30 protein-coding genes are annotated in these 24,370 nt (G+C 64.8%); 25 read left to right on the forward strand and 5 right to left on the reverse strand.

The annotated features are described in order from the left end of the window. Positions 1-58: 58 nt before the first annotated feature. From AYX22_RS05310 to AYX22_RS05325, 4 genes are read right to left on the reverse strand one after another with little or no spacing between them, the layout of a single operon-like run. Positions 59-445 carry a flagellar assembly protein FliW gene (locus AYX22_RS05310; protein ID WP_207596497.1) on the reverse strand — a complete coding sequence of 129 codons (387 nt, stop codon included), beginning with the start codon at positions 443-445 and terminating at the stop codon, positions 59-61. Continuing rightward, positions 442-1,329: a flagellar hook-associated protein FlgL gene (gene flgL, locus AYX22_RS05315; protein WP_207596498.1), complete on the reverse strand. Its 888-nt coding sequence runs from the start codon at positions 1,327-1,329 to the stop codon at positions 442-444. The genes AYX22_RS05310 and flgL overlap by 4 nt, the downstream gene beginning before the upstream one ends. Before the next feature lie 3 nt (positions 1,330-1,332). Next, complete coding sequence (flgK, locus tag AYX22_RS05320) at positions 1,333-2,766, reverse strand: flagellar hook-associated protein FlgK (RefSeq protein ID WP_207596499.1); 1,434 nt, start codon at positions 2,764-2,766, stop codon at positions 1,333-1,335. Between the two features lie 31 nt (positions 2,767-2,797). Then, entirely contained in the window at positions 2,798-3,280 is a 483-nt protein-coding gene (locus tag AYX22_RS05325) for a flagellar protein FlgN (protein ID WP_207596500.1), read from the reverse strand. Between the two features lie 237 nt (positions 3,281-3,517). Here AYX22_RS05325 and AYX22_RS05330 point away from each other — a divergent pair, with 237 nt between their 5' ends. The 4 genes from AYX22_RS05330 to AYX22_RS05345 all read left to right on the forward strand — a co-directional run bounded on the left by AYX22_RS05330 (position 3,518) and on the right by AYX22_RS05345 (position 6,575). After that, a complete protein-coding gene (locus AYX22_RS05330) occupies positions 3,518-4,354 on the forward strand; it encodes a flagellin (RefSeq protein ID WP_278251948.1) in 837 nt (278 codons plus the stop codon). Between the two features lie 123 nt (positions 4,355-4,477). Then, positions 4,478-5,863: a flagellar filament capping protein FliD gene (gene fliD, locus AYX22_RS05335; RefSeq protein ID WP_207596501.1), complete on the forward strand. Its 1,386-nt coding sequence runs from the start codon at positions 4,478-4,480 to the stop codon at positions 5,861-5,863. 3 nt (positions 5,864-5,866) lie between these two features. Then, entirely contained in the window at positions 5,867-6,304 is a 438-nt protein-coding gene (fliS, locus tag AYX22_RS05340; protein WP_207596502.1) for a flagellar export chaperone FliS, read from the forward strand. After that, positions 6,294-6,575: a hypothetical protein gene (locus tag AYX22_RS05345; RefSeq protein ID WP_207596504.1), complete on the forward strand. Its 282-nt coding sequence runs from the start codon at positions 6,294-6,296 to the stop codon at positions 6,573-6,575. The genes fliS and AYX22_RS05345 overlap by 11 nt, the downstream gene beginning before the upstream one ends. On the opposite strand, the gene AYX22_RS05350 is transcribed toward AYX22_RS05345, so the two are convergent. Further along, the gene (locus tag AYX22_RS05350) at positions 6,572-7,798 is read right to left on the reverse strand and encodes an amidohydrolase (protein ID WP_207596506.1); all 1,227 of its coding nucleotides are present in this window, start codon (positions 7,796-7,798) and stop codon (positions 6,572-6,574) included. The genes AYX22_RS05345 and AYX22_RS05350 overlap by 4 nt on opposite strands. 91 nt (positions 7,799-7,889) lie before the next feature. Between AYX22_RS05350 and AYX22_RS05355 the strand changes: the two genes are divergently transcribed. From AYX22_RS05355 to fliQ, 21 genes are all read left to right on the forward strand, one after another. Then, positions 7,890-8,537 carry a cyclodeaminase/cyclohydrolase family protein gene (locus tag AYX22_RS05355; RefSeq protein ID WP_207596507.1) on the forward strand — a complete coding sequence of 216 codons (648 nt, stop codon included), beginning with the start codon at positions 7,890-7,892 and terminating at the stop codon, positions 8,535-8,537. A gap of 136 nt (positions 8,538-8,673) precedes the next feature. Next, complete coding sequence (gene flgB, locus AYX22_RS05360; RefSeq protein WP_207597486.1) at positions 8,674-9,015, forward strand: flagellar basal body rod protein FlgB; 342 nt, start codon at positions 8,674-8,676, stop codon at positions 9,013-9,015. Beyond that, the gene (locus AYX22_RS05365; protein WP_207596508.1) at positions 9,015-9,407 is read left to right on the forward strand and encodes a flagellar basal body rod C-terminal domain-containing protein; all 393 of its coding nucleotides are present in this window, start codon (positions 9,015-9,017) and stop codon (positions 9,405-9,407) included. The genes flgB and AYX22_RS05365 overlap by 1 nt, the downstream gene beginning before the upstream one ends. Then, positions 9,407-9,706: a flagellar hook-basal body complex protein FliE gene (locus AYX22_RS05370; protein ID WP_207596509.1), complete on the forward strand. Its 300-nt coding sequence runs from the start codon at positions 9,407-9,409 to the stop codon at positions 9,704-9,706. The genes AYX22_RS05365 and AYX22_RS05370 overlap by 1 nt, the downstream gene beginning before the upstream one ends. Then, positions 9,706-11,340, forward strand: coding sequence for a flagellar basal-body MS-ring/collar protein FliF (fliF, locus tag AYX22_RS05375; protein WP_207596510.1), 1,635 nt, complete (start codon positions 9,706-9,708; stop codon positions 11,338-11,340). The genes AYX22_RS05370 and fliF overlap by 1 nt, the downstream gene beginning before the upstream one ends. Further along, positions 11,337-12,365 carry a flagellar motor switch protein FliG gene (gene fliG / locus AYX22_RS05380; RefSeq protein WP_207596511.1) on the forward strand — a complete coding sequence of 343 codons (1,029 nt, stop codon included), beginning with the start codon at positions 11,337-11,339 and terminating at the stop codon, positions 12,363-12,365. The genes fliF and fliG overlap by 4 nt, the downstream gene beginning before the upstream one ends. Further along, on the forward strand, positions 12,355-12,969 hold the full coding sequence (locus AYX22_RS05385; protein ID WP_207596513.1) for a FliH/SctL family protein: 615 nt from the start codon (positions 12,355-12,357) through the stop codon (positions 12,967-12,969). The genes fliG and AYX22_RS05385 overlap by 11 nt, the downstream gene beginning before the upstream one ends. Continuing rightward, a complete protein-coding gene (locus AYX22_RS05390) occupies positions 12,966-14,294 on the forward strand; it encodes a FliI/YscN family ATPase (protein ID WP_207596515.1) in 1,329 nt (442 codons plus the stop codon). The genes AYX22_RS05385 and AYX22_RS05390 overlap by 4 nt, the downstream gene beginning before the upstream one ends. Beyond that, positions 14,291-14,716, forward strand: a complete 426-nt coding sequence (locus tag AYX22_RS05395) for a flagellar FliJ family protein (RefSeq protein ID WP_207596516.1) — start codon at positions 14,291-14,293, stop codon at positions 14,714-14,716. Before AYX22_RS05390 ends, AYX22_RS05395 begins: the two co-directional genes overlap by 4 nt. Further along, positions 14,713-15,375, forward strand: coding sequence for a C40 family peptidase (locus tag AYX22_RS24295; RefSeq protein WP_207596517.1), 663 nt, complete (start codon positions 14,713-14,715; stop codon positions 15,373-15,375). The genes AYX22_RS05395 and AYX22_RS24295 overlap by 4 nt, the downstream gene beginning before the upstream one ends. Further along, on the forward strand, positions 15,372-17,354 hold the full coding sequence (locus tag AYX22_RS05405) for a flagellar hook-length control protein FliK (RefSeq protein ID WP_207596518.1): 1,983 nt from the start codon (positions 15,372-15,374) through the stop codon (positions 17,352-17,354). The genes AYX22_RS24295 and AYX22_RS05405 overlap by 4 nt, the downstream gene beginning before the upstream one ends. A gap of 18 nt (positions 17,355-17,372) precedes the next feature. Beyond that, on the forward strand, positions 17,373-17,807 hold the full coding sequence (locus tag AYX22_RS05410) for a flagellar hook capping FlgD N-terminal domain-containing protein (protein ID WP_207596519.1): 435 nt from the start codon (positions 17,373-17,375) through the stop codon (positions 17,805-17,807). A gap of 46 nt (positions 17,808-17,853) precedes the next feature. Further along, positions 17,854-19,026: a flagellar hook protein FlgE gene (locus AYX22_RS05415; RefSeq protein ID WP_207596520.1), complete on the forward strand. Its 1,173-nt coding sequence runs from the start codon at positions 17,854-17,856 to the stop codon at positions 19,024-19,026. A gap of 107 nt (positions 19,027-19,133) precedes the next feature. Then, on the forward strand, positions 19,134-19,415 hold the full coding sequence (locus AYX22_RS05420) for a flagellar FlbD family protein (RefSeq protein ID WP_207596521.1): 282 nt from the start codon (positions 19,134-19,136) through the stop codon (positions 19,413-19,415). A 3-nt stretch (positions 19,416-19,418) separates the two neighbouring features. After that, complete coding sequence (locus AYX22_RS05425) at positions 19,419-20,237, forward strand: MotA/TolQ/ExbB proton channel family protein (RefSeq protein WP_207596523.1); 819 nt, start codon at positions 19,419-19,421, stop codon at positions 20,235-20,237. Continuing rightward, the gene (locus AYX22_RS05430) at positions 20,234-21,055 is read left to right on the forward strand and encodes a flagellar motor protein MotB (RefSeq protein ID WP_207596525.1); all 822 of its coding nucleotides are present in this window, start codon (positions 20,234-20,236) and stop codon (positions 21,053-21,055) included. The genes AYX22_RS05425 and AYX22_RS05430 overlap by 4 nt, the downstream gene beginning before the upstream one ends. A 74-nt stretch (positions 21,056-21,129) precedes the next feature. Continuing rightward, positions 21,130-22,026, forward strand: a complete 897-nt coding sequence (locus AYX22_RS05435) for a flagellar motor switch protein FliM (RefSeq protein ID WP_242703537.1) — start codon at positions 21,130-21,132, stop codon at positions 22,024-22,026. Continuing rightward, on the forward strand, positions 22,023-22,736 hold the full coding sequence (gene fliN, locus AYX22_RS05440) for a flagellar motor switch protein FliN (RefSeq protein WP_207596529.1): 714 nt from the start codon (positions 22,023-22,025) through the stop codon (positions 22,734-22,736). The genes AYX22_RS05435 and fliN overlap by 4 nt, the downstream gene beginning before the upstream one ends. Next, entirely contained in the window at positions 22,737-23,264 is a 528-nt protein-coding gene (fliO, locus tag AYX22_RS05445; protein ID WP_207596531.1) for a flagellar biosynthetic protein FliO, read from the forward strand. It abuts the gene before it with no gap. Continuing rightward, positions 23,261-24,094 (forward strand): flagellar type III secretion system pore protein FliP, encoded by an 834-nt coding sequence (fliP, locus tag AYX22_RS05450; RefSeq protein ID WP_242703538.1) that lies wholly within the window; start codon positions 23,261-23,263, stop codon positions 24,092-24,094. Before fliO ends, fliP begins: the two co-directional genes overlap by 4 nt. Beyond that, positions 24,094-24,369, forward strand: a complete 276-nt coding sequence (gene fliQ, locus AYX22_RS05455) for a flagellar biosynthesis protein FliQ (RefSeq protein WP_159708780.1) — start codon at positions 24,094-24,096, stop codon at positions 24,367-24,369. Before fliP ends, fliQ begins: the two co-directional genes overlap by 1 nt. Position 24,370: the final 1 nt, after the last annotated feature.

Genomic DNA, 24,370 nt, shown 5'->3' on the forward strand with positions numbered 1-24,370 from the left:
ACACCGGACTGGACCCGCACACACGAAAGGCGCTGCACCCGCAGCGCCTTGCGTGTGCTTAGCGCGCCAGCTCGGCGCGGAGAGGATACTTGGCGCCGTCCAGGATCACTTGGAGGCAGGAGCCGTCCACCGGATTCAGCAGAATGGGCGCCATGAGATTTACCGTGGTCTTCTCCGGCGTCGGGTTGACCACCACCAACACCGTCAGCTCTGAAACAGAGGCAAGGCCAAGCGCCTCCAATGCCGCCGCGGGGATACCCGGAGCATAGTCGGGTGCGTAAACAGCGGCGTCGGCCACGAACATCCGCACTCGCGGCTCGGAAACTTCCAGGGCGTACAGACCCTGGGCGCCGGGGACTTCGCGCAGGGAGAACCCCTCCGCCGACTCCAGTCCAGGCATGGGTGAGGCAAAGACCAAGGTGTCGAAAGCCAGCGCCGTGCTCATCGGAGGAAATCCATGAGCGTGGGCTGCAGCACCTTGGCCGTCACGGCAAGCGCCACCTGATAGTTGGTTTCCTGCAATTTCAAATCCATAACCGCCTTTCCCAAGTCCGTGTCTTCGACGCGGGCTCTTTGAGTTTCCAGCGTAGCCTTCATCCCTTCCAAGGAGTCCTGGGCCTGGCCTAGGCGCGTTTGCCGCATGCCCACATCGGATCTGCCATCGATCACGGCCTTGATGCGCTCGCCAAGAGCGGCCAGCCGTCCGTTGGGATCGGCCCCGGAACGGATATCCGCGACGACGTCACTCACCAGCGCGAAAACGGAGCCGGCGCCGTCGCCAAAGATGGCTCCGCCGTCGGAATCCACGCGGACGGTCCGTGCCGGGTCGACGCGACGTTCCACGGAACTGCCGCCGGTTCCAACAAAGGACGGGGGAGTGGTGTTGGTGAAAGCGCCTACTGTGTCCGAACTTCCGGCAAAGACATTGCGCCCCAGGTACTGCGTGTTGGCCTGCGTGAGGAGGTCCTTGCCCAGGCCTTCGATCTCGACGGCGATCGCTTCCTTTGCGGTGCTGTTGAGGGTTCCGTTGGAGGCCTGGACCACCAGGTCCCGCACGCGGTTGAGGATGTTGGTGGACTGCCCCAGTGCGGTGTCCGCGGCGGCGAGCCAGCCGTTGCCGTCGCTGATGTTGGTGCCGTATTGCGCGGCCGCACTCAGTTGGGCACGCATGGCGATGGCCTGGGCCGCGCCAGCGGGATTGTCCGATGGGCGGCTGATGTTCTTCAACGTCATGGCCCGTTCCTGCAGTTCGGCGAGCCGGGACTGGGCCGACTGCAGGTTCCGCTGCGCGGAGGCGGACATCATCTGGTTGGTGACACGATTGAGCACGGCTTACCTTCCCACCAATCCGGTGCGGTTAATCAGGACATCCAGGGTCTCGTCAATGGCCGTCATCACGCGGGCCGCTGCCTGATAGGCGTGCTGGCTGGCGAGCAGGGCCACGTTTTCTTCGTCCAGGCTGACGGAGGCGCCGGAGGACCGCTGTCCGACGGCGGAAACACTCGCCGCGTCGGACAGCTGAGAGTGCTGCTGCGCAGACCTCGAGGCCATGCCAATGCCGGCCACCACCCCGCCCCACAACGTGTCAGGGGAGCCCGGGCGGGAGCCGATCTGGGCTACGGCGTCGGCAATACTGCCATCCAAAGAGCCGGAACCAGCGGCTCCGGTCGCGATTCCGGCGGCGCTGGTGGGAACTACCCGGAGGGAAAGTGCTACGGGAACTCCGGGCGTACTGGTGAAGAAGTCCAGGTTGCCGGCTCCACTGGAGGACTGACCGGTGCGGTGGACGGCATTGACGTCGTTCATCAGTTGCGTGGCGAACGCGTTGTAGGCGGCGGCTGCTTCGGCGATGGCGCCGCCGGTTCCTGCTCCCTTGCTTCCGGCGGCTGCAGGGGCCAGGAGCGACACCGCTCCGGCGAGCTGTCCGCCGTCGAGGTTTACTGGGACGCCTGGGCGGTCCGCCCACTCCAGCTGAACCGGCTGCCCGGCCGCGCTCATGGAGGTTTGGCCCGCCAGCTTCACTTCCCGGTGCGAGGTCCCCGAGACCAGTGCGTTGCCTCCGATGAGCACGTCAGCGGTGCCGTCGGAATATTCGCGGACCGTGCCGCCAGCCAGCGCGGCAATGGATTCTGTCATCTGGTTCCGGGCATCGATGAGTTCGTTGGCGGAACCACCGGAAGCCAGAACCGAGCGAATGGTTGCGTTGAGTTCGGCCACGCGGCCGGCAACGGCGTTGAGCTCATCGACCGTGGCCGACGCTTCGCCGCGGACACGGGTCCACTGCGCATCAAGTGCCTTGTAGCCTGCGGACACCGTTGCGCTGAGCGTCGCTGCGGCTTCCAACAAGACCGACGCCGGAGCGGACTCGCCCGGGTGGTTGGAAACTCCCTGCCACGACGCCCAAAAGGTTTGCAGCGCCGTCGAAATTCCATGCGGGCCTGGCTCCTGCAGCGCATCCTCAAGCCGCTGCAATTCCGTGGACCGGATCCCGGCGAAGCCGGACTGGGCCGCGGTGTTGCGGACACCGGCGTCCAGGAAGCTGCTGCCCAGCCGGGCGATCCCGTCGATGGAGACGCCCTGGCCGGCCTGGCCCGTGGTCGGGTTGAGACCAACGGGCCGGGGCGCGCCAATGGCCGACTGCTCCAGCCGTTGCCGGGTATAACCGGGCGTGGTGGCATTGGCGATGTTCTGCCCGGCCAGGTTGATGGCCTGCTGCGCTGCGGTGAGGCCACGGTATGCCGTGTTGAGTCCGCCGAAAGTGCTCACGTGAATGTCCTTTGCTGGTCCAACCGCTTGGTCAGAATTGCCGGTCGACGAGGTGGGAGGACGAGGTTTCCCCGGTCCGGCCATGGGAGTCGTACGTGCCGGCTGCGGGTTTCAGATCTGCCAGTGTTTCCTGTGTGGACCGGACGGCCGCGCGCAGGAATTGCTCGTTGGCGTCCCGAAGTTCCTTGATGGCCACAGTCTGCTGGCGCATTGCCGACAAGTGGGACGAAAGGACCTCGGCCCAGGCAGGATCAGGTGCCGCTGCGGCAAGTTCAGCCAGCGAGCAGTCAGGGGAAATGCCCCATTGCCCGGCCACGGCCGCGATTTCCACGGTACGCGCAAGTCCTGCCTTGGAGACTCGGTCCAGGACCTGCTCCACTTCCCGGGTGCCATGCGGCAGCCAGCGGGACTTTCCTGTAGTCAACAACAGTTGCTCTTCCTCGAGCTTGAAGGTCAGGAGATCCAGGAGTTCGCGCTCGCGCCACAGCAGGGCTGACAGTTCATGGATGGCCACGTGGGTCAACTCCAGTTCAGGTCGGTAAGGGTGCGGGATGGGATGGCGATACTCCCGCCAACTCCCCAATAGCTATCGGCCGCCAGGGATCCGTCGTTAGGCCGCAAGGCCCGCCAAACGCTGATTCTTTTCCTTGTGATTTCTACTTACCGGTAGGGAAAGGGCCGTCGATAGTGGGGTGTGACGGCCCACGGATGGGCTGCCGCACAGTAAGTCCACATCACGGAGGAAATTTTCATGGGCATGCAGATCAACAACAACCTGATGGCGAACAACGCTTACCGCAACCTGAACGCCACGCAGGACACCCTGTCCAAGTCGATGGAGAAGCTTTCCAGCGGCCTGCGCATCAACCGTGCTGCAGATGACGCAGCCGGCCTTGCCATTTCGGAAGGCCTCAAGTCCCAGGTCAGCGGCTCCGCGGTTGCCGCACGTAACGCCCAGGACGGCATCAGCCTCATCCAGACCACTGAAGGTGCCCTCGGCGAGGTTCACTCGGTACTGCAGCGCATGCGCGACCTTGCAGTCCAGGGTGCATCGGACACCAACAACACGGCTGCACGCGATGCCATCAAGGACGAAGCCGATTCGCTGGGTAAGGAGCTGGACCGCATCACGCAGTCCACCAACTTCAACGGCATCGACCTTCTCAAGGGTGGCTCGAAGAACATCCAGGTTGGCACCGCTGGTACGGCCAACGACACCATTGCCGTAACCCTCGGCGACGTCGCAACGGCAGCGGGCACGCTGTCCTCGGCAACGGGTGCAACTGGCTTCGACGTCAGCACCAACGCCGCAGCCCAGACCACCATCACGGCTATCGACGCTGCGATCACCACGGTCTCCGCCCAGCGTTCGGACCTCGGTGCAAACCAGAACCGTCTGGACCACGCGATCAAGACGCTGAACGTCTCCGGTGAAAACCTGCAGGCAGCACAGTCCCGCATCGCTGACACGGACATGGCAGCCGAAATGGTCAAGTACACCAAAGCCAACATCCTGTCCCAGGCAGGTACGGCAATGCTGGCCCAGGCAAACCAGTCCGGCCAGGGCGTTCTGTCCCTCCTGCGCTAGGCCTTCACAGCAATAGCCGCATGAGTTGACTGACCGCATTAATCGACGACGGCCGGCCTGGCCCCATAAAACCGGCCGGCCGTCGTTGAGCACTTTGATACACGTCTTCCGGAAGGGACACCCGTGGCAACTGCCATCGACGGCCTCGCCAGCGGCCTGAACACCACAGCGATCATCAATTCGTTGATGTCCGTCGAGGCCCTGCCGCAGACCCAGCTCAAGACCAAGCTGGCATCCAACCAGACCATCATCTCCACGCTCCAGTCCTTCAACACCAAGCTCACAGCGCTGAAGGAGTTGGCCTCCGGCAACGCCGCCGCGGGGGCCCTCAATCTGTTCACAGCCTCCAGCAGTTCGCCGTCCGTCACGGCTAAGACCACGACGACGGCCGCCGCCGGATCGATCGACCTCACCATCACGCAGTTGGCCCAGACCCAGGTCAACGTCACTGCAGCCATGACCACGTGGCCTACCGATGGTGGTGGCGCCCCGGCCCGGCTCACGATTGTGGACTCCAAGGGTAAGAAGACCGAAATCGCCCCGGCGAGCACTTCCCTGGATGATGTAGTCATCGCCATCAACGCCGCATTCGGCGGCGCCCAAGCCGTCAAAGTTCCTGCCGGCAACGGCACGTACCGCCTGCAACTGACCGCAACCGCATCCGGTGCGGCCGGTGCCTTCACCGCCTACCAGGGAACCGCGGCCCAAGTCACCGCAGGCACAGCGGTGGACCTGATGGCGAACCCGGGCGCCGCCGTCGTGAGGTCCGCCCAGGACGCGAAAGCGACACTGTATGCAGGCACCCCGGCCGCCCAGGTGCTGACGTCCGGCACCAACACTTTTGCCGACGTCCTTCCCGGCGTCTCCGTCACCGCCACGGCGGTGACCACCGGCCCCGTGACCATCACGGTGGCGAGCGACGTCCCCGGGATCACCAAAAAGGCCGAAGACCTGGTCAAATCCGTCAACGATGTCCTGGGTTTCATTGCCATCTACACGGCAGTGTCCAAAACCACCGATGCCAAAGGCGCCACCGTGCCCAAGGCTGGCATCTTCACTGGCAACAGCACCGTGCGCGCCGTCAACGACCAAGTCCTCGCCGCGCTGTCCAGGCCTATCAACGGAAAGTCGCCCGCCGAGTACGGAATCAACATCACCAAGGCAGGCGACTTCACGTTCGACGCGGAGAAGTTCTCCAAGGCCCTCGCAGCGGACCCGGCGGCAGCCCAAGCCGCCGTGCAAGGGCTTGCCATCCGGGTTGCGGATGCGGCCAAGGCTGCAGCGGATCCGTACAACGGGTCCGTTTCCGGCCTGATCAAGGGCCGCGAATCGGAGGTCCGGGACCTGGGCAACAGGATCGCCGACTGGGACCAGCGACTGATTACCCGCCGCGCCACCCTGCAGGCCGTGTACACCAACATGGAAGTGATGCTGGGTGGGCTCCAGTCACAGTCGGCCTGGCTGTCGGGCCAAATTTCCAGCCTCTCGAAACAGTCCACAGGAGAATAAGCCATGACCTACAGTGCCCTCCGCGCGCAGCAGCTCTCCCGGTACAACGATGACGCTGTCCTGTCTGCACCGCCGGCACGGCTGCTGACCATGCTGTATGACCGGCTCCTACTGGACCTCAAGCGTGCCCAGCTGGCGCAGGAGGGCAGCAACTGGGATGTGGCACGGGAGAACCTGCTGCACGCCCAGGCCATCGTTGCCGAATTGCGCTCGACGCTGCGGACCGATGCTTGGGACGGCGCGGCATCGCTGGCGAGCATTTACGACTACGCCATGGAAGCCCTGATTGGCGCCAATATCTACCGCGATGTGGAGCGAACCAAGGAATGCGTTGAGCTTCTCGAACCGCTGCGCCAGGGCTGGCATGAGGCAGCGGCGCAGTTGTCGGCTGACACACCCGACGTTGCTGTTGCGAGCGGCAGGGCGCTCGGTGTCGCATGAGACCTGGTCCGCCGTGCTGGACGGTTTTGAACGCGACATAGCCCTGGCCGTGTCCGGAGGAGCTGTCCCGCAGTGGGCGCCGCCTGTGAACGCCGGACCGTTGCCTGCCTCGTTGGCCGAGCGCGCCCGACGGGTCCTGGACGCCCAATCAGAGGCGGTCGCCATCCTCAACCGCGTCAAGCACGACGCCGGCACCCAGTTGGGTGCCATCGACGCCGTGCCGTCGGGGGCGGGTTCGGACAGGCCGCTGTTGCTGGACGTCCGCGGCTAGTTCGTGGATGTGCCCCCGAGGAATTCCCTGGCTGCCGTCACCAGGGCTTCCGAGCCATGCGTCAACGTCGGCTGGATAACCGGTGCGAAGTAGGGGGAGTGGTTGGACGGAATATCGGGGAGCCTGCCGGTGGTTGCCCACTCCTTGAAAAGCGCAGGGTCAGCGCCGCCCAGGAACCAGAAGACCAAGGGCGCGTCGGCGGCCTTCGCCAAGGCTCCAACGTCTTCGCTCCCGGAGACAGGGCCGGGGTCCATGATCTTGCTGTCCCCAAACTTTGCCCGGAACGACGCCGAAAGCCGGTCCACCGCCGATTCGTCATTGACGGTCAGCGGGAAGTGTTCCTCGTAGTGGAAGTCTGGTTCCTTGGGTGCCCCCGAGGCTGTTGCTTCGCTCTTGACGATCCGTTCGATGGAACCCAGAATCTTCTCCCGCGTGGCGTTGTCGAAGGACCGGACGCTGAGCCCCAAAGATGCTGTTTCAGGGATGATGTTGTTCTTGGTGCCGGAGTGGATTTGCCCGACAGTGACAACTGCTGAGTCACTGGCTGCGAGTTCCCGGGAAACGATGCCCTGCAAACGCACGGTAGCGGCCGCCGCCATCAGGACTGGGTCCACCGTGGTTTCGGGGCGCGAACCGTGACCGCCCCGGCCATGCAGGGTAATGCTGAGGGAATCCGCGGACGCCATGGTGACGCCGGGCCGGATGCCAAACCACCCGGCCGGGAACGGTGCTACGTGCTGGCCCAGGACGACGTCGGGCTTGGGAACACGGTCATAGAGGCCGTCCGCGACCATGGTTTCCGCACCGCCACCCCATTCCTCGGCAGGCTGGAACACTGCGATCAGGGTGCCCTGCCATTCGTTCCGTTGGGTGGCCAGGGTTTCCACTGCTCCCACCAGGCATGTGACATGGACGTCGTGTCCACAGGCATGCATGACGGGCATATCCTGGCCTTCATGATCGACCCCTACTGCCGTGCTTGCGTAGTCCAGGCCTGTGGCTTCCTTGACCGGCAGGGCATCCATGTCTGCACGGAGCATGACCACCGGTCCCGGCCCGTTGTCGAGGACGCCCACCACACCGGTTTTCCCCACGTTCCGATGAACCGTGAAGCCAAGGTCTTCGAGATGACCGGCCGCGATCCCGGCAGTTCGGGTTTCCTGGAATGACAGTTCCGGGTGCGAATGCAGGTCCTTGTAGAGCTCTTCGAGGTCAATGGTCATGAGTCTGCCCTTTTCGTTCGACGCCTAGGTTTGGCCAGTCTATCCACACGAAAACCTGCGCGGTTTGGGAATCACGGGCACACTGGGTGCCATGAATAATTCGGAGTCAGTCACCACGCGGGGATCCACTGTTGAGGACTGGACCCGGGCCCTTGCCGAGTCCACGGGCTCTCCTGGCGGTGGTGCCGGGACAGGAGTGATGCTGGCAATTGCCGCGTCCCTGACCTCGATGGTGGCGGGGTACACGGAGGGCGGCCATGCTGAGTTGGCGGGCCTCCACGGACGGGCGCGGGCGATGCGCGAAACAGCGCTTCAGTTGGCCGACGAGGATGCCGAGGCCTCCAAAGCATTCGGTGCCGCCTTTCGGCTGTCCCCGGGCCCGGAACGGGAAGACGCGATTCACCGGGCATCCGTCGATGCGGCGAAGGCCTCTGCCGTGCTGGGCCAGCGGGCGATCGAGGCCATTGACGACCTGGGCTGGCTTGCCGCCCATGGGAACCCTGCGCTCATAGCGGACGTTGTGGTGGCCTTCGGAGCGCTCAGGGCGGCGATCGCAGGTGCCCGCACCAACGTCAGTTTCGACCTCTCCTCGCTCACTTCTGCTGGCGCTGACCTGGAGCAGGTTCGGGAAAAACATCCTCATCTGTGGGAGACCGTAGAGCGGCTAAGCGATGCCTTGGACCGCATTGACGAACTGACGGCAAGCGTGGACGAAAAAGCGGCGCCTACAACGGCTTAAGTGCGCACCACGTTTGCAAAATTAGTGCGCTGAATTTGCTAACGGGCATTCGAGCGCTGCCGATAGCTGTTGCTGAGCAGGGATCGCTCGATGCATGGCCACGGATTGGCCTTACGACACCACCAGGCAGGACTTTGTGCTTGAATCCGTGACTTCCGCCGCCTTGGCCAGCGCCTTGGACGCGCTTTCCTTGCGCCAGCGGACCATCGCCAACAACATCGCGAATGTGAACACGCCCAATTACCAGGCCAAGAGAGTCTCTTTCGAAGACCAGTTGGCGGCCTCAGTGCGTTCCGGTGATGGCCACGTCAATGCCACAATTTCCCCGTCCGATGAGCCAACCCGGACCGACGGAAACAACGTCAACCTGGATACTGAGACGCTGTCCAACATCGACACCGTGTTGCGCTACCAGTTCGCCTCGAGGGCTGCGGCGGGCGAGTTCACCTCGCTGCGCACGGCGTTGAGGACCAACTGATGACTTTCGACGCAATTGGTATCGCGGGCTCGGCCCTGACCGTCCACCGCAAATGGCTTGATGCGGTCTCGGACAACCTCGCCAACATGAACAATGCCTCCCGTACCGATGGAGAGGCTTTCCGCGCCCGCTACATCGAGGCGGCGGAAGGCAACAACGGCGATGGGGTGTACGTCAAGAGCACGCCTCTGGGGGACGGCGAAGGCCGCATCGTGTACCAACCCGACCATCCCCTGGCTGATGCTGACGGCAATGTGCGATACCCGGACATTGATATGGCGGAGCAGATGGGCACGTTGATCATTGCCCAACGCGGATACCAGGCCAACGCCCAAGTGGTGGACCGGGCCCGCGAAACGTACTTGGCAGCACTCGAGATAGGGAAGTCCTGATGGCGTTGGGACCCATTGAAAGCATTCAGGGCGTCACCGGAACCGGTTACGTCAGCGCTGCACAGCCAGCCGCAGCAAGTGGCGACTTCGGCAGCGCGCTCAGTGGCGCCGTCGACAATTTGCAGTCCCTGCAGTCAACATCCAAGGAACTGGCGGTGTCCGCCGTGACCGGGAACCTGGACGACATCCACAAAGCAACCCTTGCCTCGACGCGCGCGCAGGTGACGTTCGAACTGGTGGCCGCCGTCCGGAACAAGGGCATTGACGCGTTCAACGAGATCATGAGGATGCAGGCCTGATGCCACCCGCGATTACCCAGTTCTTCCGCAAACTCGGCAGCGGAATCCAAGCGTTTTCGCCCGCCCAGCGGACGCTCGCTATTTTGGCCGTCGCCGTGCTGGTCCTTGGCGGCGTCGCGCTGACGGCGTGGTTGGGGAAGCCTGCCTATTCGCCGCTGTTCTCCGGGTTGAAGGACACGGACGCCAACAGCATCGTGGAGCAGCTCCGCAAGGACAACATTCCCTATGAGCTGAGCAACGGCGGTTCCACCATCCTGGTCCCCGAAGACAAGGTGTACGACGAGCGACTGAAGGCTGCCGCCGCGGGGCTCCCGTCAGCTGCTGCCACCGGGTACTCGTTGCTGGACAAACTGGGTGTCACCTCCTCCGAGTTCCAGCAGTCGGTGACCTACAAGCGGGCGCTCGAGGGTGAGCTGAGCACCACCGTCCAGGCCATGGACGGCGTCAAGAGTGCGGCTGTCCGGCTCGCCATCCCTGAGAAGTCAGTCTTTGTGGACACCACCCCGGAGGCCACGGCGTCCGTGTTCGTGGAAACCCAACCCGGCACCACGTTGTCATCGGACAAGGTCCAAGCCATTGTGCACTTGACGTCGGCGGCCATTGAGAACCTCAAACCCACCAATGTCTCAGTGGTTGATTCCCAAGGAAACGTCCTCTCGACGGTAGGCGGCGGGGCAACGGGTTCGTCGTCCAAGCAGGCCGCCGATTACCAGCAGCGGACCTCGGACGCCGTGCGGGCAGTGTTGGACAGCGTAGTGGGACCTGGCAACGCCACAGTGGCTGTCGCCGCCGATGTCACTGCGGAATCGGCCCAGCAGCGCAGCGAAACCTTCACCCCGGCAGCGGACACCCCGGCGCTCAGCGAATCCACTAAAACGGAGACATACACCGGAACGGGCGGCGGAGCAGCAGGGGTCCTGGGGCCGGACAACATCGCAGTTCCGGGCGGCACCGATGCCAACGGCAGCTACGATTCCAGCGATACCACCAAGAACAACGCCGTCAACAAGGTCACTGAGGACCGCACCATCCCGCAAGGTGCCGTTAAGCGCCAGACCATCTCCGTGGCGATCAACCAAGCCGCTGCCGGCGGCGTCAACGTGGACTCTGTGCGCGCGCTGGTCACCTCGGCGGCCGGGATCGATGCCGCTCGCGGTGACGTGGTCACTGTAGAGGTGCTCCCGTTCAGCACTGCGGCGGCGGACAAAGCCGCCGAGGCACTGGGGGCTGCACAAGCCGATGCGGAAGCAGCCAAGGAAGCTGCGCTGATGAACACGCTCATCCTCGCCGGCAGCATCATGCTGGCAGCGATCGCGCTGATCGTGGCAGTGCTCATCACCCTGAAGCGCCGCCAACGCCGTGAGCCCGTGGATCTCGGGGAACGGCCTGATTTCGACGCCCTGCCGGTACCCAGCCCGACGCCGGCCATCACCGGACCGGCGACCACCGCCATCGAGCTGACGTCCATCCAGCCCGCTGCGCCCATCCAGCCGACTCCGGCGTTGCCCCTCCCGGGCTCGGACGCCCTGGACGGCGAGCTGAAACGCGCCCAGATCGAGGCCATGGTGGCGGACAATCCCGCCCGCACAGCCGAGTATCTGCGCGGTCTCATGGATGAAAGGCAATCCGTATGAGCCACGCGGTTCCGGAAGCATCAGCCCTGAACGGAGTGCAGAAGGTGGCGGTGGTGCTCATGCAGATGAGTCCCACCAGCGCGGCCTCGGTCATGGCCCAATTCTCCGAATCCGAAGCAGAGGACATAGCCGCCGAGATCGTACGGCTCCGCCGCGTCTCCTCGGTCGTGGCGGACCACGTCATCAACGAGTTTCACGGACTGGCCCTCAGCGGCCGCCGCACGGCCCGCGGCGGCCAGGAATTCGCCGTCGGGCTTCTTGAAGCGTCCTTCGGCGCGGACAAAGCCGCAGGCTTCATGGACCGCCTCGCATCCACCATGGCCGGGAAGTCCTTCGAGTTCCTGGAAATGATGGACCCCGGGCAGATACTGGCTTTGATCGACGGTGAGCTCCCGCAAACCATCGCACTGATTTTGGCCCACTTGCGCCCCGGGAAGGCCTCCGCGGTGATGTCCGGTCTGGGGGATGTGCAACGGATCGAGGTTGCCCGCTGCATCGCGACCATGGGCTCGGCATCGCCAGAAGCAGTTGGCATCGTGGCTGAGACCCTCAAAATCCGGGCAGGCGCCGTCATGTCGCAACGGAAGTCGAACGAGATCGTGGGCGGCATCCAGCCATTGGTGGACATCATCAACCGGTCCGACGTCACCACTGAACGCTCTGTGCTGGACGGCTTGGGCACGCTTGATCCGGAGCTCGCCACCGAGGTTCGCGCCCGCATGCTCACGTTCGTGGACATCGTGAAGTTGGAGCCGCGGGACATCCAGCAGATCCTCCGCGGGGTCAGCGCCGACGTCCTGGCCGTGGCCATGAAAGGCGCCCCCACGGTGGTGCTGGACACTGTCCGCGCCAACATGTCCGGTCGCAACCTCGAAATCCTCGAGTCCGAAATGGCGGCGTCCGGTCCCGTCCGGGCCTCGCAGGTAGAGGAAGCCCGGGCCGAGATCGTCCGCTCCATCCGCGAACTCGAAGCCGAAGGCGCCATCGTTGTCCGCCGCGGGGACGAGGACGACTTTGTCTACTGAGCACTTCACCCGTGTCACCTTCCCGGCTATTGGCGGCCCGGAACGTTCCACCGAGACCGATCGCGGATTCGTCCAGGGCCACGCTGCCGGCTACGCCGCCGGGATCCACGCTGCTGCGGCCGAGCAGCGCCAGCTTCAGGAACGTCTGAGGACAGAGCATGAGGACATGCTCGACGCCGGCCGCTCGGCTGCGGCACATGCCGTTCAGCTTTTGCAGGCGGCAGCTGCAGCGGCCCAGCAGCGCCAGGAAGTCGCTGTGGACGACGTGCAGGATGTACTGGCGGCCAGTGCGGTCGAACTCGCCGAAGCCATCCTGGGTTACGAACTTGCCAAGGGGGAGAACACCGCCTGGGCAGCGCTGGACCGGGCGCTGGGAGCGCAGGGTACCGGCGTTGGACGCGTCACCGCGGTGCGCCTCCACCCGGGCGACGTTGCGGCGCTGGCGACGTCCGGCGTCGTGGACGTTGCCGGTGTTGAACTGAAGCCGGACCCTACGCTCAACCCTGGTGACGCCGTCGGGGAGTATCCGGACGGGTGGATCGATGCCCGCATCGGCAGCGCGCTGGAGCGGGCCAAACAGGCGCTGCTGGGACCTGAGGCATGAGGCCCCACGCGGTCCGCTTCCACGCTGCGTTGGCCGCTGCCGCGCCGCAGCGGGTCGGGACCGTCACGTCAGTGCTTGGCCTGGGGCTGGAAATCGCCGGACTGGATTGCGCGGTTGGCGAGCTCGTCACAGTGGGCGCCGGTCCTGAAACGCTCGACGCCGAAGTGGTTGCCTCGGTCAGCGGGACCGTGCGGTGCATGCCCCTCGGCCGGCTGACCGGTGTTGCCGCGGGAGCTCCCGCACGAGCCAAAGGTGCGCCGATGCTGGTGCCCACCGGCGCCGGCTTGTTCGGACGGGTGCTGGATGCACTGGGCCGCCCGATCGACGGCAAAGGTCCTCTGCCCGTGTCCCGCATGGTGCCCTTGGATCAGGAAGCGCCGTCAGCCATGAGCAGGGCACGCATCGACACGCCCCTGCAGACCGGTGTCCGCGTCCTGGACACCATGACGACCCTCGGCCGTGGCCAGCGCATGGGCCTGTTCGCGGGATCCGGTGTGGGAAAGTCCTCGCTGCTGTCCATGGTGGCCCGTGGCACGGATGCCGAAGTCTCAGTGATCGCCCTGGTAGGGGAGCGCGGCCGTGAAGTGCGCGAATTCCTCGAAGACGACCTCGGCCCCGAAGGCCTTGCCCGCTCCGTGGTGGTGGTCGCAACATCGGACGAGCCCGCCCTCATGCGGCTCCGGGCCGCCGTCACAGCCACCCGCATCGCCGAGTCCTTCCGCGAAGCCGACAAGGACGTGGTGCTCATGATGGACTCCCTGACCCGTGTGGCCATGGCGCAGCGCGAGATCGGCCTCTCCGCAGGTGAGCCACCCGCGACACGCGGCTACCCGCCGTCGACCTTTTCCGTCCTGGCGAGGCTCCTGGAGCGCGCCGGAACCGCGGAAACCGGCTCCGTTACCGGGATCTACACCGTGCTGGTGGACGGTGACGACCACAACGAACCTATCGCCGATGCCGCCCGTTCCATCCTGGACGGCCACGTGGTCCTGGACCGCAAACTCGCCGTCACCGGGCATTTCCCCTCCGTGGACGTGCTGGGCTCCGTGTCCCGCGTGGCGTCGAAAGTGAACGCCCGTGAGCACTCGGCGCTCGCGGTCTCGCTTCGCCGCGTCCTTGCGGCACGGCGTGGTGCCCAAGACCTGATCGACGTCGGCGCTTACCGGCACGGCAGCAACCCACTGGTGGATGCAGCCCTGGACCACGAGGCCGCCATCAACCGGTTCCTCCGGCAGGGGATGGGCGAATCGACGCCCCACGGCGATGCATGGGCCGAGCTTTCCAGACTTTCAGCGAACTTTGGACATTTTGAAGGAGCCGCGTGAACCGACAATTCTCCCTGGCCGGGCTCTTGCGGCTGCGACAGGCCGAGCAGAAATCCGCGGAAAGCGGACTTGCCGCGGCAAACTCGCGTTCGGCGTCGTTGCGTGTCCGCCGGGCGGAAGCCCGTGAAGCCCTGGCCGATTCCGCAGGGCATGCCGGGGACTCCGCATCCTTGCTGGCCATCGCTGCTGCCCGCGCCTCCTCGCAGAGCATGCTTGCCGAGTTGGATGCTTTGGCAGCTGTGGCCGAAAGCGAGGCTGCCTCAGCCCGGGCCGAGTACACGGAGGCGAAGCGTCGCGCCGTGGGGCTGGAGAAGCTCGAAGTCCGTCACGACGCCGAATATGCCGCGTCCGCACTCCGGGCCGAGCAGGGCGTCCTGGACGAAATCGCGTCCACGGCGTGGCACAGGAAGGCCGGCTCATGAGCATGACCGACGCCATCGGGCGAATCCAGAGCATCGAGGCCCAGTTACAGCAGTTGGCCCAAGGCGCGCGTGTGTCCGCTGCTGCTGCTTCTTCGACCGCGTCGACCGCTTCGGTTGCCGACGCCGCGTCCTTCGCTTCGGCGTTGAGCAGTGCGATGGGGACTTCGTCCGCGTCCTCTTCGCTGGCGTCCGGGTTGAGTGCTGCTGGCTTGGGCTCGCTGTTGCCGGCTGCCGGAAGTACGACGGCGACCGCAGGGACGGCGGCTGTCGGCACCCGCGGCGGGGCCGTCACGGGTGACGCCGTGGTGGCCGCGGCTAAGAAGTACATTGGTGTGCCCTACGTCTGGGGTGGGACCAATCCCGCAGTGGGCATGGACTGCTCCGGATTTGTCCAACGGGTGTTCAAGGATCTTGGGGTAGAACTGCCGCGCGTGGTTAGCGACCAGATGCAGAAGGGCACGCCCGTCGCATCGCTGGCAGAGGCCAAGCCAGGAGACCTGGTGGTCAGCTACGGCGGAGAACACATCTCCATTTATCTTGGCAACGGCAAAGCCATCGACGCTCCCGTACCCGGCCAGACCATCCAGATCCGGGACGCTTGGGAGAAGTACTCCAACTTGACGTCCATCCGCCGGATCGTCCCGGCAGGGGGCGCATGATGCAGGCGGTGGTTGGAGGTGGCATCCGTGCGGCTGCTGCCAGCCCCGCAGGCACACGTGCTGGTGGCGGCGGGGTTCTAGGCGGCTCTTCGAATGCTGGGGCCTTTGATGTGGTGATGGCTTCCGAGGGCGTAGCGTCTGCACGATTCGATGGTTCGCTGCCCATTCGATGGCTGGAACGGCATAGTGCGCAGGGAACCCCCGAAACGGGTGGGCTTGTGACGGACGCATCTACTGATGCCGGCGTCTCCGAGGAGTCGTCGTTCGCCCATTTCGATGGTTCGCTGCCCATTCGATGGTTGGAACGGCATGGTGCGCAGGGAACCCCCGAAATGGGTGGGCTTGTGTCGGATGTGCTTGGGGATGCTGCGCTGGGCGGTTTTGTGCCCCTGACTGGGAACGCCCCCATGCTTGAGGTTGAGGGCGCGGTTGACGCTGTGGGCGGTGATGCAGGGATGGCTGCGTCAGGCCGTGTGGCACCGTCTCCTGCCGCCGCCGAATCGCCAGCAGCCCTGGACACGGACACGGAAGCGCAGCCCGCCCATTTCGATGGCTCGCTGCCCATTCGACGCTTCCTACCGTCTAATCCGCAGCAAGCCGTCGAATCGGAGGGGCTTGATCCGGACATAGCAGCGAGCGCTGGCGTGGTTGTGGCTGCCGGTGGCCCTGAGGTTGCCCCGGATCTTGCCAGCGACGCATTGCCGCTCGCCCATTTCGACGGCTCGCTGCCCATTCGATGGTTGGAACGGCATGGTCCGCAGGGAACCCCCGAAATGGACGAGCTTGAGGCGGACGTAGCTGCGGGTGCCGGTGGCGCTTCGAGTGCTGGCATGCCTGCGGTTGCGGCAGTGCCTGTGGTCGCTCCGGGCCCAGCTGCCGAGGCGTCGCAGTCTGCCCATTTCGATGGCTCGCTGCCCATTCGACGGCTCGTACCCTCTAGTCCGCAGCAAGCCGTCGAATCGGATGCGGATGTTCCGGGTGCTCCCGTTCCAGGTACTCAAGACCTCGCCGCTGACACGTCCGCCCATTTCGATGGCTCGCTGCCGGTTCGATGGTTGGAAAGGCATGGTGCGCTGGGAACCCCCGAAACGGGAGTAGCTGCGCTGGGAACCCCCGAAACGGGAGTAGCTGCGCTGGGAACCGCTGCGAGTGGGACTGCTGGCATGCTTGCGGTTGCGGCAGTGCCTGTGGTCGCTCCGGGCCCAGCTGCCGAGGCGTCGCAGTCTGCCCATTTCGATGGCTCGCTGCCCATTCGACGGCTCGTACCCTCTAGTCCGCAGCAAGCCGTCGAATCGGATGCGGATGTTCCGGGTGCTCCCGATCCAGGTACTCAAGACCTCGCCGCTGACACGTCCGCCCATTTCGGGGCTTCGCTGCCGGTTCGATGGTTGGAACGGCATGGTGCGCAGGGAACCCCCGAACCGGGCGCGATCCACGCCATGCCAGCCCCGCTCACTGTCCACCCCGCGGCCACACCCACCACGCTCCCGCCAACCCCCGCCGGAACCGCGCTCCAGCCAACCCTTCAACAACCCCTCACACCCCAACTCGCAGCCCCCCTCTTTTCCCTGGCGTCGGCGGCTCCGGGGGAGCACGTGATGACGCTGCGGGTGTCCCCTGAAGACCTGGGACCCCTCACCGTCCGTGCCCACATCGACGGCACCGGCGTGCGCATCGAGCTGTTTGCCCCCGGGGATGCCGGCAGGGAAGCCGTGCGTCATGTCCTTCCGGAGCTACGGCGGGGCTTGGAAGACTCCGGCGCAAGCCTGAGCCTGTCCTCCCACAACAGCCCGACGGACACCGGAAAAGACCCCGGCCAAGGAAGCGGCAGTGCAACCCGTGACGCGGAGCAGCCAGCCCGGCGCGACGGTGACCGGCGGGCAAACAGCACCGAAGACCAACCGCAGCAACCACGGCAGCCGCCACCCGGCGTCGTGCCTGACGCCAGCACTACAAACCGCCTGGACATCCTCGTCTGACGTGAAGGAGAGACAACCATGACCATTCCCGCAATTGCGGCCAGCAACGGCGTCGGATCGGGTGAGGCTGCCCGCACTCCCGTCAAGACCATGGATTCGGAGGTTTTCATGTCCTTGCTGGTGACACAGCTGAGGTACCAGGATCCCAGTGCGCCCATGGACACCAACCAGATGATGAGCCAGTCCGTGCAGCTTTCCATGATGGAGAAGATGACTGAGCTGACGACCGGTGCCAGGGAGAGCTTCTCTCTGCAGATGCGTACCGCTGCGGCACAGATCATCGGGACCCAGGTGAGCTACGCGCTCGCCGACGGGACCAAAGGCGACGGCGTGGCCAGCGCTGTGTCTTTCGCTGATGGCGTTCCGACGGTGACGGTGGGCGACGCCAAGGTCCCGCTGGATCTGATCACCGGCATGACCGCACCAAGCAAAAAGACTGAAACCTCAATCTGATTTTTCCCAAGACCTACCCCGAACCAACCCGAAGAAAGGCAACACCATGCTCCGTTCGCTGTACTCCGGAATTTCCGGCCTCCGCGCCCACCAGACCATGCTGGACGTCACCGGCAACAACATCGCCAACGTGAACACCACCGGCTACAAGTCGTCGTCCGCGCAGTTCCAGGACACGCTCTCGCAGATGACCCAGGGCGCTGCCGGCCCGCAGCAGGAAGTTGGCGGCTCCAACCCGGCGCAGATCGGGCTCGGCGTCCGGGTGGCGGGCGTCAGTACCAACTTCGGCCAGGGCTCGTCGCAGAGCACCGGCCGCGGCACTGACCTGATGATTTCCGGCGAGGGCTTCTTTGTCACCGGCAAGGGGACGCAGCAGTACTACACGCGTGCCGGCAACTTCCAGATGGACGCTGCGGGCCGTTTGGTCAGTCCCGACGGCGGCATCCTCCAGGGCTGGACGGCCACCAACGGTGTCGTCAACACAGGCGGAGCCACGGGCCCCATCACCTTGTCCCCGGACACCACTGCACCGGCAGTTGCCACGACGCAGGCCACCCTCGGCGGCAACCTGCCGTCCGACGCTGCGGTAGGAACCTCCGTTGAACGCCAGGTCAAGGTGTACGACTCCAACGGAGCAGAGCGCAGCCTCACCCTGACGTTCAGCCGTTCGGCCACTGGCTGGAACGTAGCCGGCGCGGATGCCAACGGGGCTACAGGAGCATCCACGCTCACGTTCGCCAACGGTGCGCTGACGTCCGGCGGGACCATGACAGTTGGCGGGATCACCGTCAACATGGGCGCGGTCACAGGGTTTGCGCAGCTGAACACCTTGGCTGTCACCAGCCAGAACGGCGCAGAAGCCGGTGAGCTTGAGTCCTTCACCCTTGCCGGCGATGGTTCGCTGATTGGTTCCTTCAGCAACGGCGCCAAAGAAGTACTGGCCCGGGTGGCACTGGCCCGTTTCACCAACCCCGAGGGCCTCGAAAAGGCCGGCGGCTCCACCTACGTTGCCACGGCAAACTCGGGAGCGGCCCAGCTTGGCGGTGCCGGTGATGGAGGACTTGGTTCGCTGGCCTCCGGTTCGCTGGAGATGTCCAACGTGGACCTGTCCCAGGAATTCACCAACCTGATTGTGGCCCAGCGTGGTTTCCAGGCAAACGCCCGCATCATCACCACCTCCGATGAGGTCCTGCAGGAACTGAGCAACCTGAAGCGCTAAGCCCGGTGAGGAAGGCGGTGATCCGGCCGCCTTCCTAACGCCGAGCCCACCGTGGCCGACAGTAGGGGAAAGAACCACCTCCGCCCCCAGCCAAAGCAGAACAGCCCATGATCGTTGTCACCCGCCTGAACGGCACACGCTTCGCCGTGAATCCGGACATCCTCGAACGTATCCATGAGAGTCCGGACACTCACTTGGTGACTCTCGACGGCGCCGCTTACGTTGTGCGGGAATCGCTGGTTGAGGTGGTGGAACTGATCGCGAATTATCGTGCCAGTGTGCTGCGCCGTGCCCAGGACCTTCCGGCGGTAGCGGGCTATCCGCTGAGCCTGGTCAGGTCGCCTGAGGCTGGCGAAGAGCCAGAGCCCAACCACCCCAACGGAAGGTAGTCCATGACAATCGTCGGTCTGCTGCTGGCCTTCGCATCCGTGGTGGCAATGGTCACCCTGGAACACGCCAACCTGATGTCGCTGCTCCTGCCCGCACCCATGATCCTGGTTTTCGGTGCCACCATCGCGGTGGGGTTGGCAGGCAATACGCTCCGCGATGTGGTCCAGTCCTTCAAGGACGTACCCAAGGCTTTCATTGGCAAGCCTGCCAAGCCCACTGAGAGCATTGACGAGTTGGTTCGCCTCGCCGAGAAGGCCCGCAGCGACGGCCTGCTGTCCCTCGAGGAAGAGGCCAACAACGCCAAGGACCCGTTCCTGCAGCGCTCCCTTCAAAACATCGCCGACGGCACGGACGCCGAGGAACTCCGCCTCTTGATGGAGGATGAGATCGACACCAAAATGCGTGCCGACCACGTGTCCTCCAAGTTCTTCGCAGCACTGGGCGGGTATGCGCCCACCATCGGCATCATCGGAACCGTGGTTTCACTGACCCACGTCCTCGAAAACCTGTCTTCTCCCGACCACCTCGGCCCGATGATCGCAGCTGCCTTCGTGGCCACCCTCTGGGGCTTGCTGTCCGCGAACTTCATCTGGCTGCCGTTGAGCGCCAAGCTCAAGCGCCTGTCGGAGCTTGAAATCGAACGCATGACGCTCCTCATGGAGGGATTGCTGGCGGTGCAGAACGGCACCCAACCGCTGCTGCTGGCCGAACGGCTCCGTGCCATGGCTCCTGCCGAGACGAAGGGCAAGTCGAAGCAAGCCAAGGACAAAGCGGACGACGGCGGCAAGCCCGGCAAGCTTTCGGCGTCCAGGGCAGCATGAGGTCCCGCAGGAGACGCGGCGGGCAGCCTGAAGAGCACCACGTCGACGAACGCTGGATGGCCTCCTATATGGACATGGTCACCGTCTTGATGTGCATGTTCATTGTCCTGTTCGCCATGTCCTCGGTGGACCAGGTGAAGTTTGAGAAACTGCGCAACTCCCTGGCCACTGGATTCGGCACGGAAATCAGCCAGAAAGTGGACACTGCCAGCGGCGTAGTGGTGCCGGCCGAACTCGCCACGTCCAACGGCGAAGGCTTCTCGGCATTGGACCTGGCCATCAAGGAGGCCGACAAACTCTCGGCACTGCAGGGCGCCATGCAGGCTAAATTGGACGCCCAGGGCCTGTCAGCAAACGTTCAGTTCGTGGTGGGGGAGCGTGGGCTGACGGTAAAGCTGGTGGGTTCCCAAACGTTCTTCCAGCCCGACATGCCTGACCTCACCCCCAAGGCCGTCCAGATCCTGGATACCATCGCTCCCACCGTGGTGGGTTCCGGCCTGGAGGTCATGGTGGAGGGCCACGCGGCCAAAGGCGTCACGGCTTTCGCGTCCACGTGGGAGCTCTCAGCAGCACGTTCCGTGAACGTACTCCGGTATTTCGTTGACAACTCAGGCATGCCACCCGGGCGGATCGGCGCCGTTGCTTTCGGTGCTGCCCGCCAAGTGACGGACGATTCCACCGAGGAGCTCATGGAACTGAACCGGCGCGTGGACGTGGTGCTGCTCTCGGCCAGTCCGGAGGATGTCCGTGCGTTGATTCCGGGTGCCATCGAAGCGCAAACCAAGGAGTCTGCCGCCGCGGCGAAGGCGGCAAAATAGCGCCCGCAGCAGCCGCCACATAGTCCTGCGCAGAAAGCCTTACGCCCCTCCCTGACATGCCGATAGTGCCATCCGTGGGAGAACAGGAAGATCGCGCGGCGGCACGCCAGCGCACTGTGGACGTCTATGACTTCCGCCGACCCACCACCCTGCCCCGCCAACACAGCCGCGTGCTGGAAGTGGCCTTTGAAACCTTCGCGCGCCAGTGGGGGACGCAGCTCACCGCCAAAGTCCGGTTGAAGTCCACCGCCACCTTGGAACAGCTCAGCATGCAGAGCTACGACGAATACTCTGCCTCTCTTCCGTCGGTGACCTCCATGGTGTTGTGCAGGATCGACGGCAGCGAGTCCCGGCTGGTCATCCAGTTCCCCGCGACGGCTGCCTTGTCCTGGCTCAGCCGGATGCTCGGCGGGTCAACAGACACCGCGGCTCCGGAGCGGAAATTCACCCAGATCGAGCACGCACTGATTTCCCGCATGGTGGAGGAAGTGCTGGAGGATCTGCGGTATTCGCTGGGCAACCTCCTGACCCAGGCCGTGGCCATGGACGGTATCCAGTACAACTCCCAGTTCGCGCAAGCCGCTGCGCCGTCTGAACTCATGATCGTGGCCTCCTTCAGCGTCAACGTGGGCGAGACCCAATGCGCTGCCACCCTGGCCATTCCCGCAGACGTCCTGCTGTCTGGGCTCGGCGACGTGAACCCCACCGTCCACAGCGTGGATAACGAGGCCTTGGTCCGGACGCAGCTCGCCCAGGTGCCCGTGGATGTTGCCGTGCAGCTGACCCCCGCACCGGTGACGCCGGCGCAGATCCTGGGCCTCGCCGTCGGCGATGTCTTGCACCTGCCGCACCTGGAAAACCGGCCGTTCGACGTCACCATCAACGGCACCCGCCTGGCCACCGCCGCGGCTGCCCGCCACGGCTCCAGGGCCGCCGCCGTCATCGTCACAACCGAGGAGCACCAGCGATGAGCAACATTTTGACCCTTCAGGCGGCGGCAGCCGAGCGCCTGGCCCTGCATCTGCCGAGTGCTTCCACTCTCCGCGTTGCGGGCATCGTCCCGGCCCAGGACGCAGCAGCCTACGCTTCTCCCGCCGTGACGGCCACGTTTGTGGGTGCCTCGACCACGGACTTCGCTTTGTTGCTGGTGGACCGGTCCTTCCTGGCCGCCGCAGGCGGGTCCGGGCTGCTGGGTGCGGTCTCCGCCATCGATGTCTTGCGTCCCGCCTTGGAACAAGCCGCGTCAGCGTTCGACGCCGGTGTGCTGGGGGAGCTGCGCGAGGAAGACGCCGCCGGGCTGCTGTCCGATCCGGGAACCGCAGTATTCGAGCTCAACGACGGCGGTGCCCCCTTTGGCTGGTTCGCCGTCCGCGTGCGGGACAACGGTGCTGCGCTGAACACGGCCCGCGCCGGCCAGGACAGTGACATGGCTGCGCGTCTGGGCCTCATCAGCAATGTGGAAATGGCGCTGACCGTGGAGATCGGCCGTACACGGATGTCTGTCCGGGATGCCCTGGCACTGGAGCCCGGACGCGTCATTGAACTGGATCGTTCGGCCGGGGCGCCGGCCGATGTGCTGCTGAACGGCCGGCTCATCGCTCACGGCGAGGTAGTGGTGGTGGACCAGGACTACGCCGTCCGCATCACCCGCATCCTGGACGGGGCAGAGGGAACATTCTAGATGGACTCATTCATCCTCGGGCTGCGCGTGCTCGTGGCTCTGGGCGCGGTGCTGGGGCTGATCTGGTTCGTCCAGAAGCGACTCGGCAAGGGCAAAGGCCGCCGACGCGCCGACGCTGCCCTCACGGTGGTCAGCCGACAGGTGGTGGGCCAGAAAGCCTCTGTGGTGGTGGTCGATGCCGGGGACAAGCGCTTCCTGCTCGGCGTAACCGAGCACGCGGTCACTGTGCTGCACAGCAGCGACGCGCCCGTTGTTGTTTCGGAGACTGTCGAGGCAGTAGAGGCTGTGCAGGAACAGCCATCGGCGAGCTTTGCAGAGCTTTTCCGCCAGGCCTCGGGCGAGCCGCTTCCCGAGTTGCGCCGTCGCAGCGAACTCCACCTCCGGAGCCAGCCGCGCCGCCTCCCTGACGGTACCCGCGCTGACGGCACCCGCGACCCCGCGCGCACTGCACCACCGATGCACGGCTCCATCCTGTCCGCGTCCACGTGGCGTCAAGCCTCGGATGCCTTCAGGGGACGCCGCAATTGAACCGATCCGCTGATTTTGCCGTGCCGCGGCTGGTGTCCGTGCTGGCGGTTTTGCTGCTCACGGCAGCCTTAGTGTGGCTTGGCATGGCAGCGGCACACGCGACGCCGATCGACCCCACCCAGCCCACGCCGCCCACCTCGCCGGCGGCGCCGGAATCCGGTGGAAACGTCAGCATCGATATCAATGGTCTGGACGGGACACCCTCCACGGCTGTCGTGACGCTGATCGGGATCACGCTGCTCTCGGTGGCCCCGGCGCTGCTGCTCATGATGACGTCCTTCACCAAGATCTTCGTGGTACTGGCGATGACCCGGAACGCATTGTCCTTGCCCGCGATCCCTCCGAACCAGGTCCTTGCCGGCCTCGCCCTTTTCCTCTCCCTGTTCGTCATGTGGCCGGTGGTTTCGGACATCAACGTTGTTGCCGTGCAGCCGTACCTGAATGGCGGCCTGGACTTCAACGGTGCAATGGCTGCCGGGTGGTCGCCGCTGCAGCACTTCATGCTGGCCCATACGCGTGAAGAGGACATTGCACTGATGACAAGGGCCGCGGACATGGCCAACCCGGCCAACCCCGAATCCGTCCCGTTCCAGACGTTGGTTCCGGCGTTCATGATCTCGGAACTGCGGGCCGCCTTCATCATCGGGTTCGTCATTTTCATCCCCTTCCTGGTGATCGACCTGGTGGTCTCGGCAGCACTGATGTCCATGGGCATGATGATGCTCCCGCCGGTGATGATTTCGCTGCCGTTCAAGATCCTGTTGTTTGTCCTGGTGGACGGTTGGGGACTGGTCATCACGTCCCTGATCCAGAGCTATTCGAGCGGCTGATGGATACCAACGCAGTCCTGGACATCTGCCTCCAGGCCATGATTGTGGCAGCCAAGCTGGCTGCGCCTACCCTCGTCACCGCGCTGGTGGTCGGGCTGGCCATCTCCCTCCTGCAATCCATTACCCAACTCCAGGAAGCCACGCTGTCCTTCGTGCCCAAAGCTGTGGCAGTCGCCATCGCCTTGGTGGTGTGCGGCCACTGGATGATCTCGGAAATGGTCGCGTTCACCAACGAACTGTTCGCCCGCATCCCAGGACTGATCGGCGGAGCGTGAG

Origin of the sequence: Arthrobacter sp. D5-1, assembly GCF_017357425.1 — a bacterium.
Taxonomy (GTDB): Bacteria; Actinomycetota; Actinomycetes; order Actinomycetales; family Micrococcaceae; genus Arthrobacter.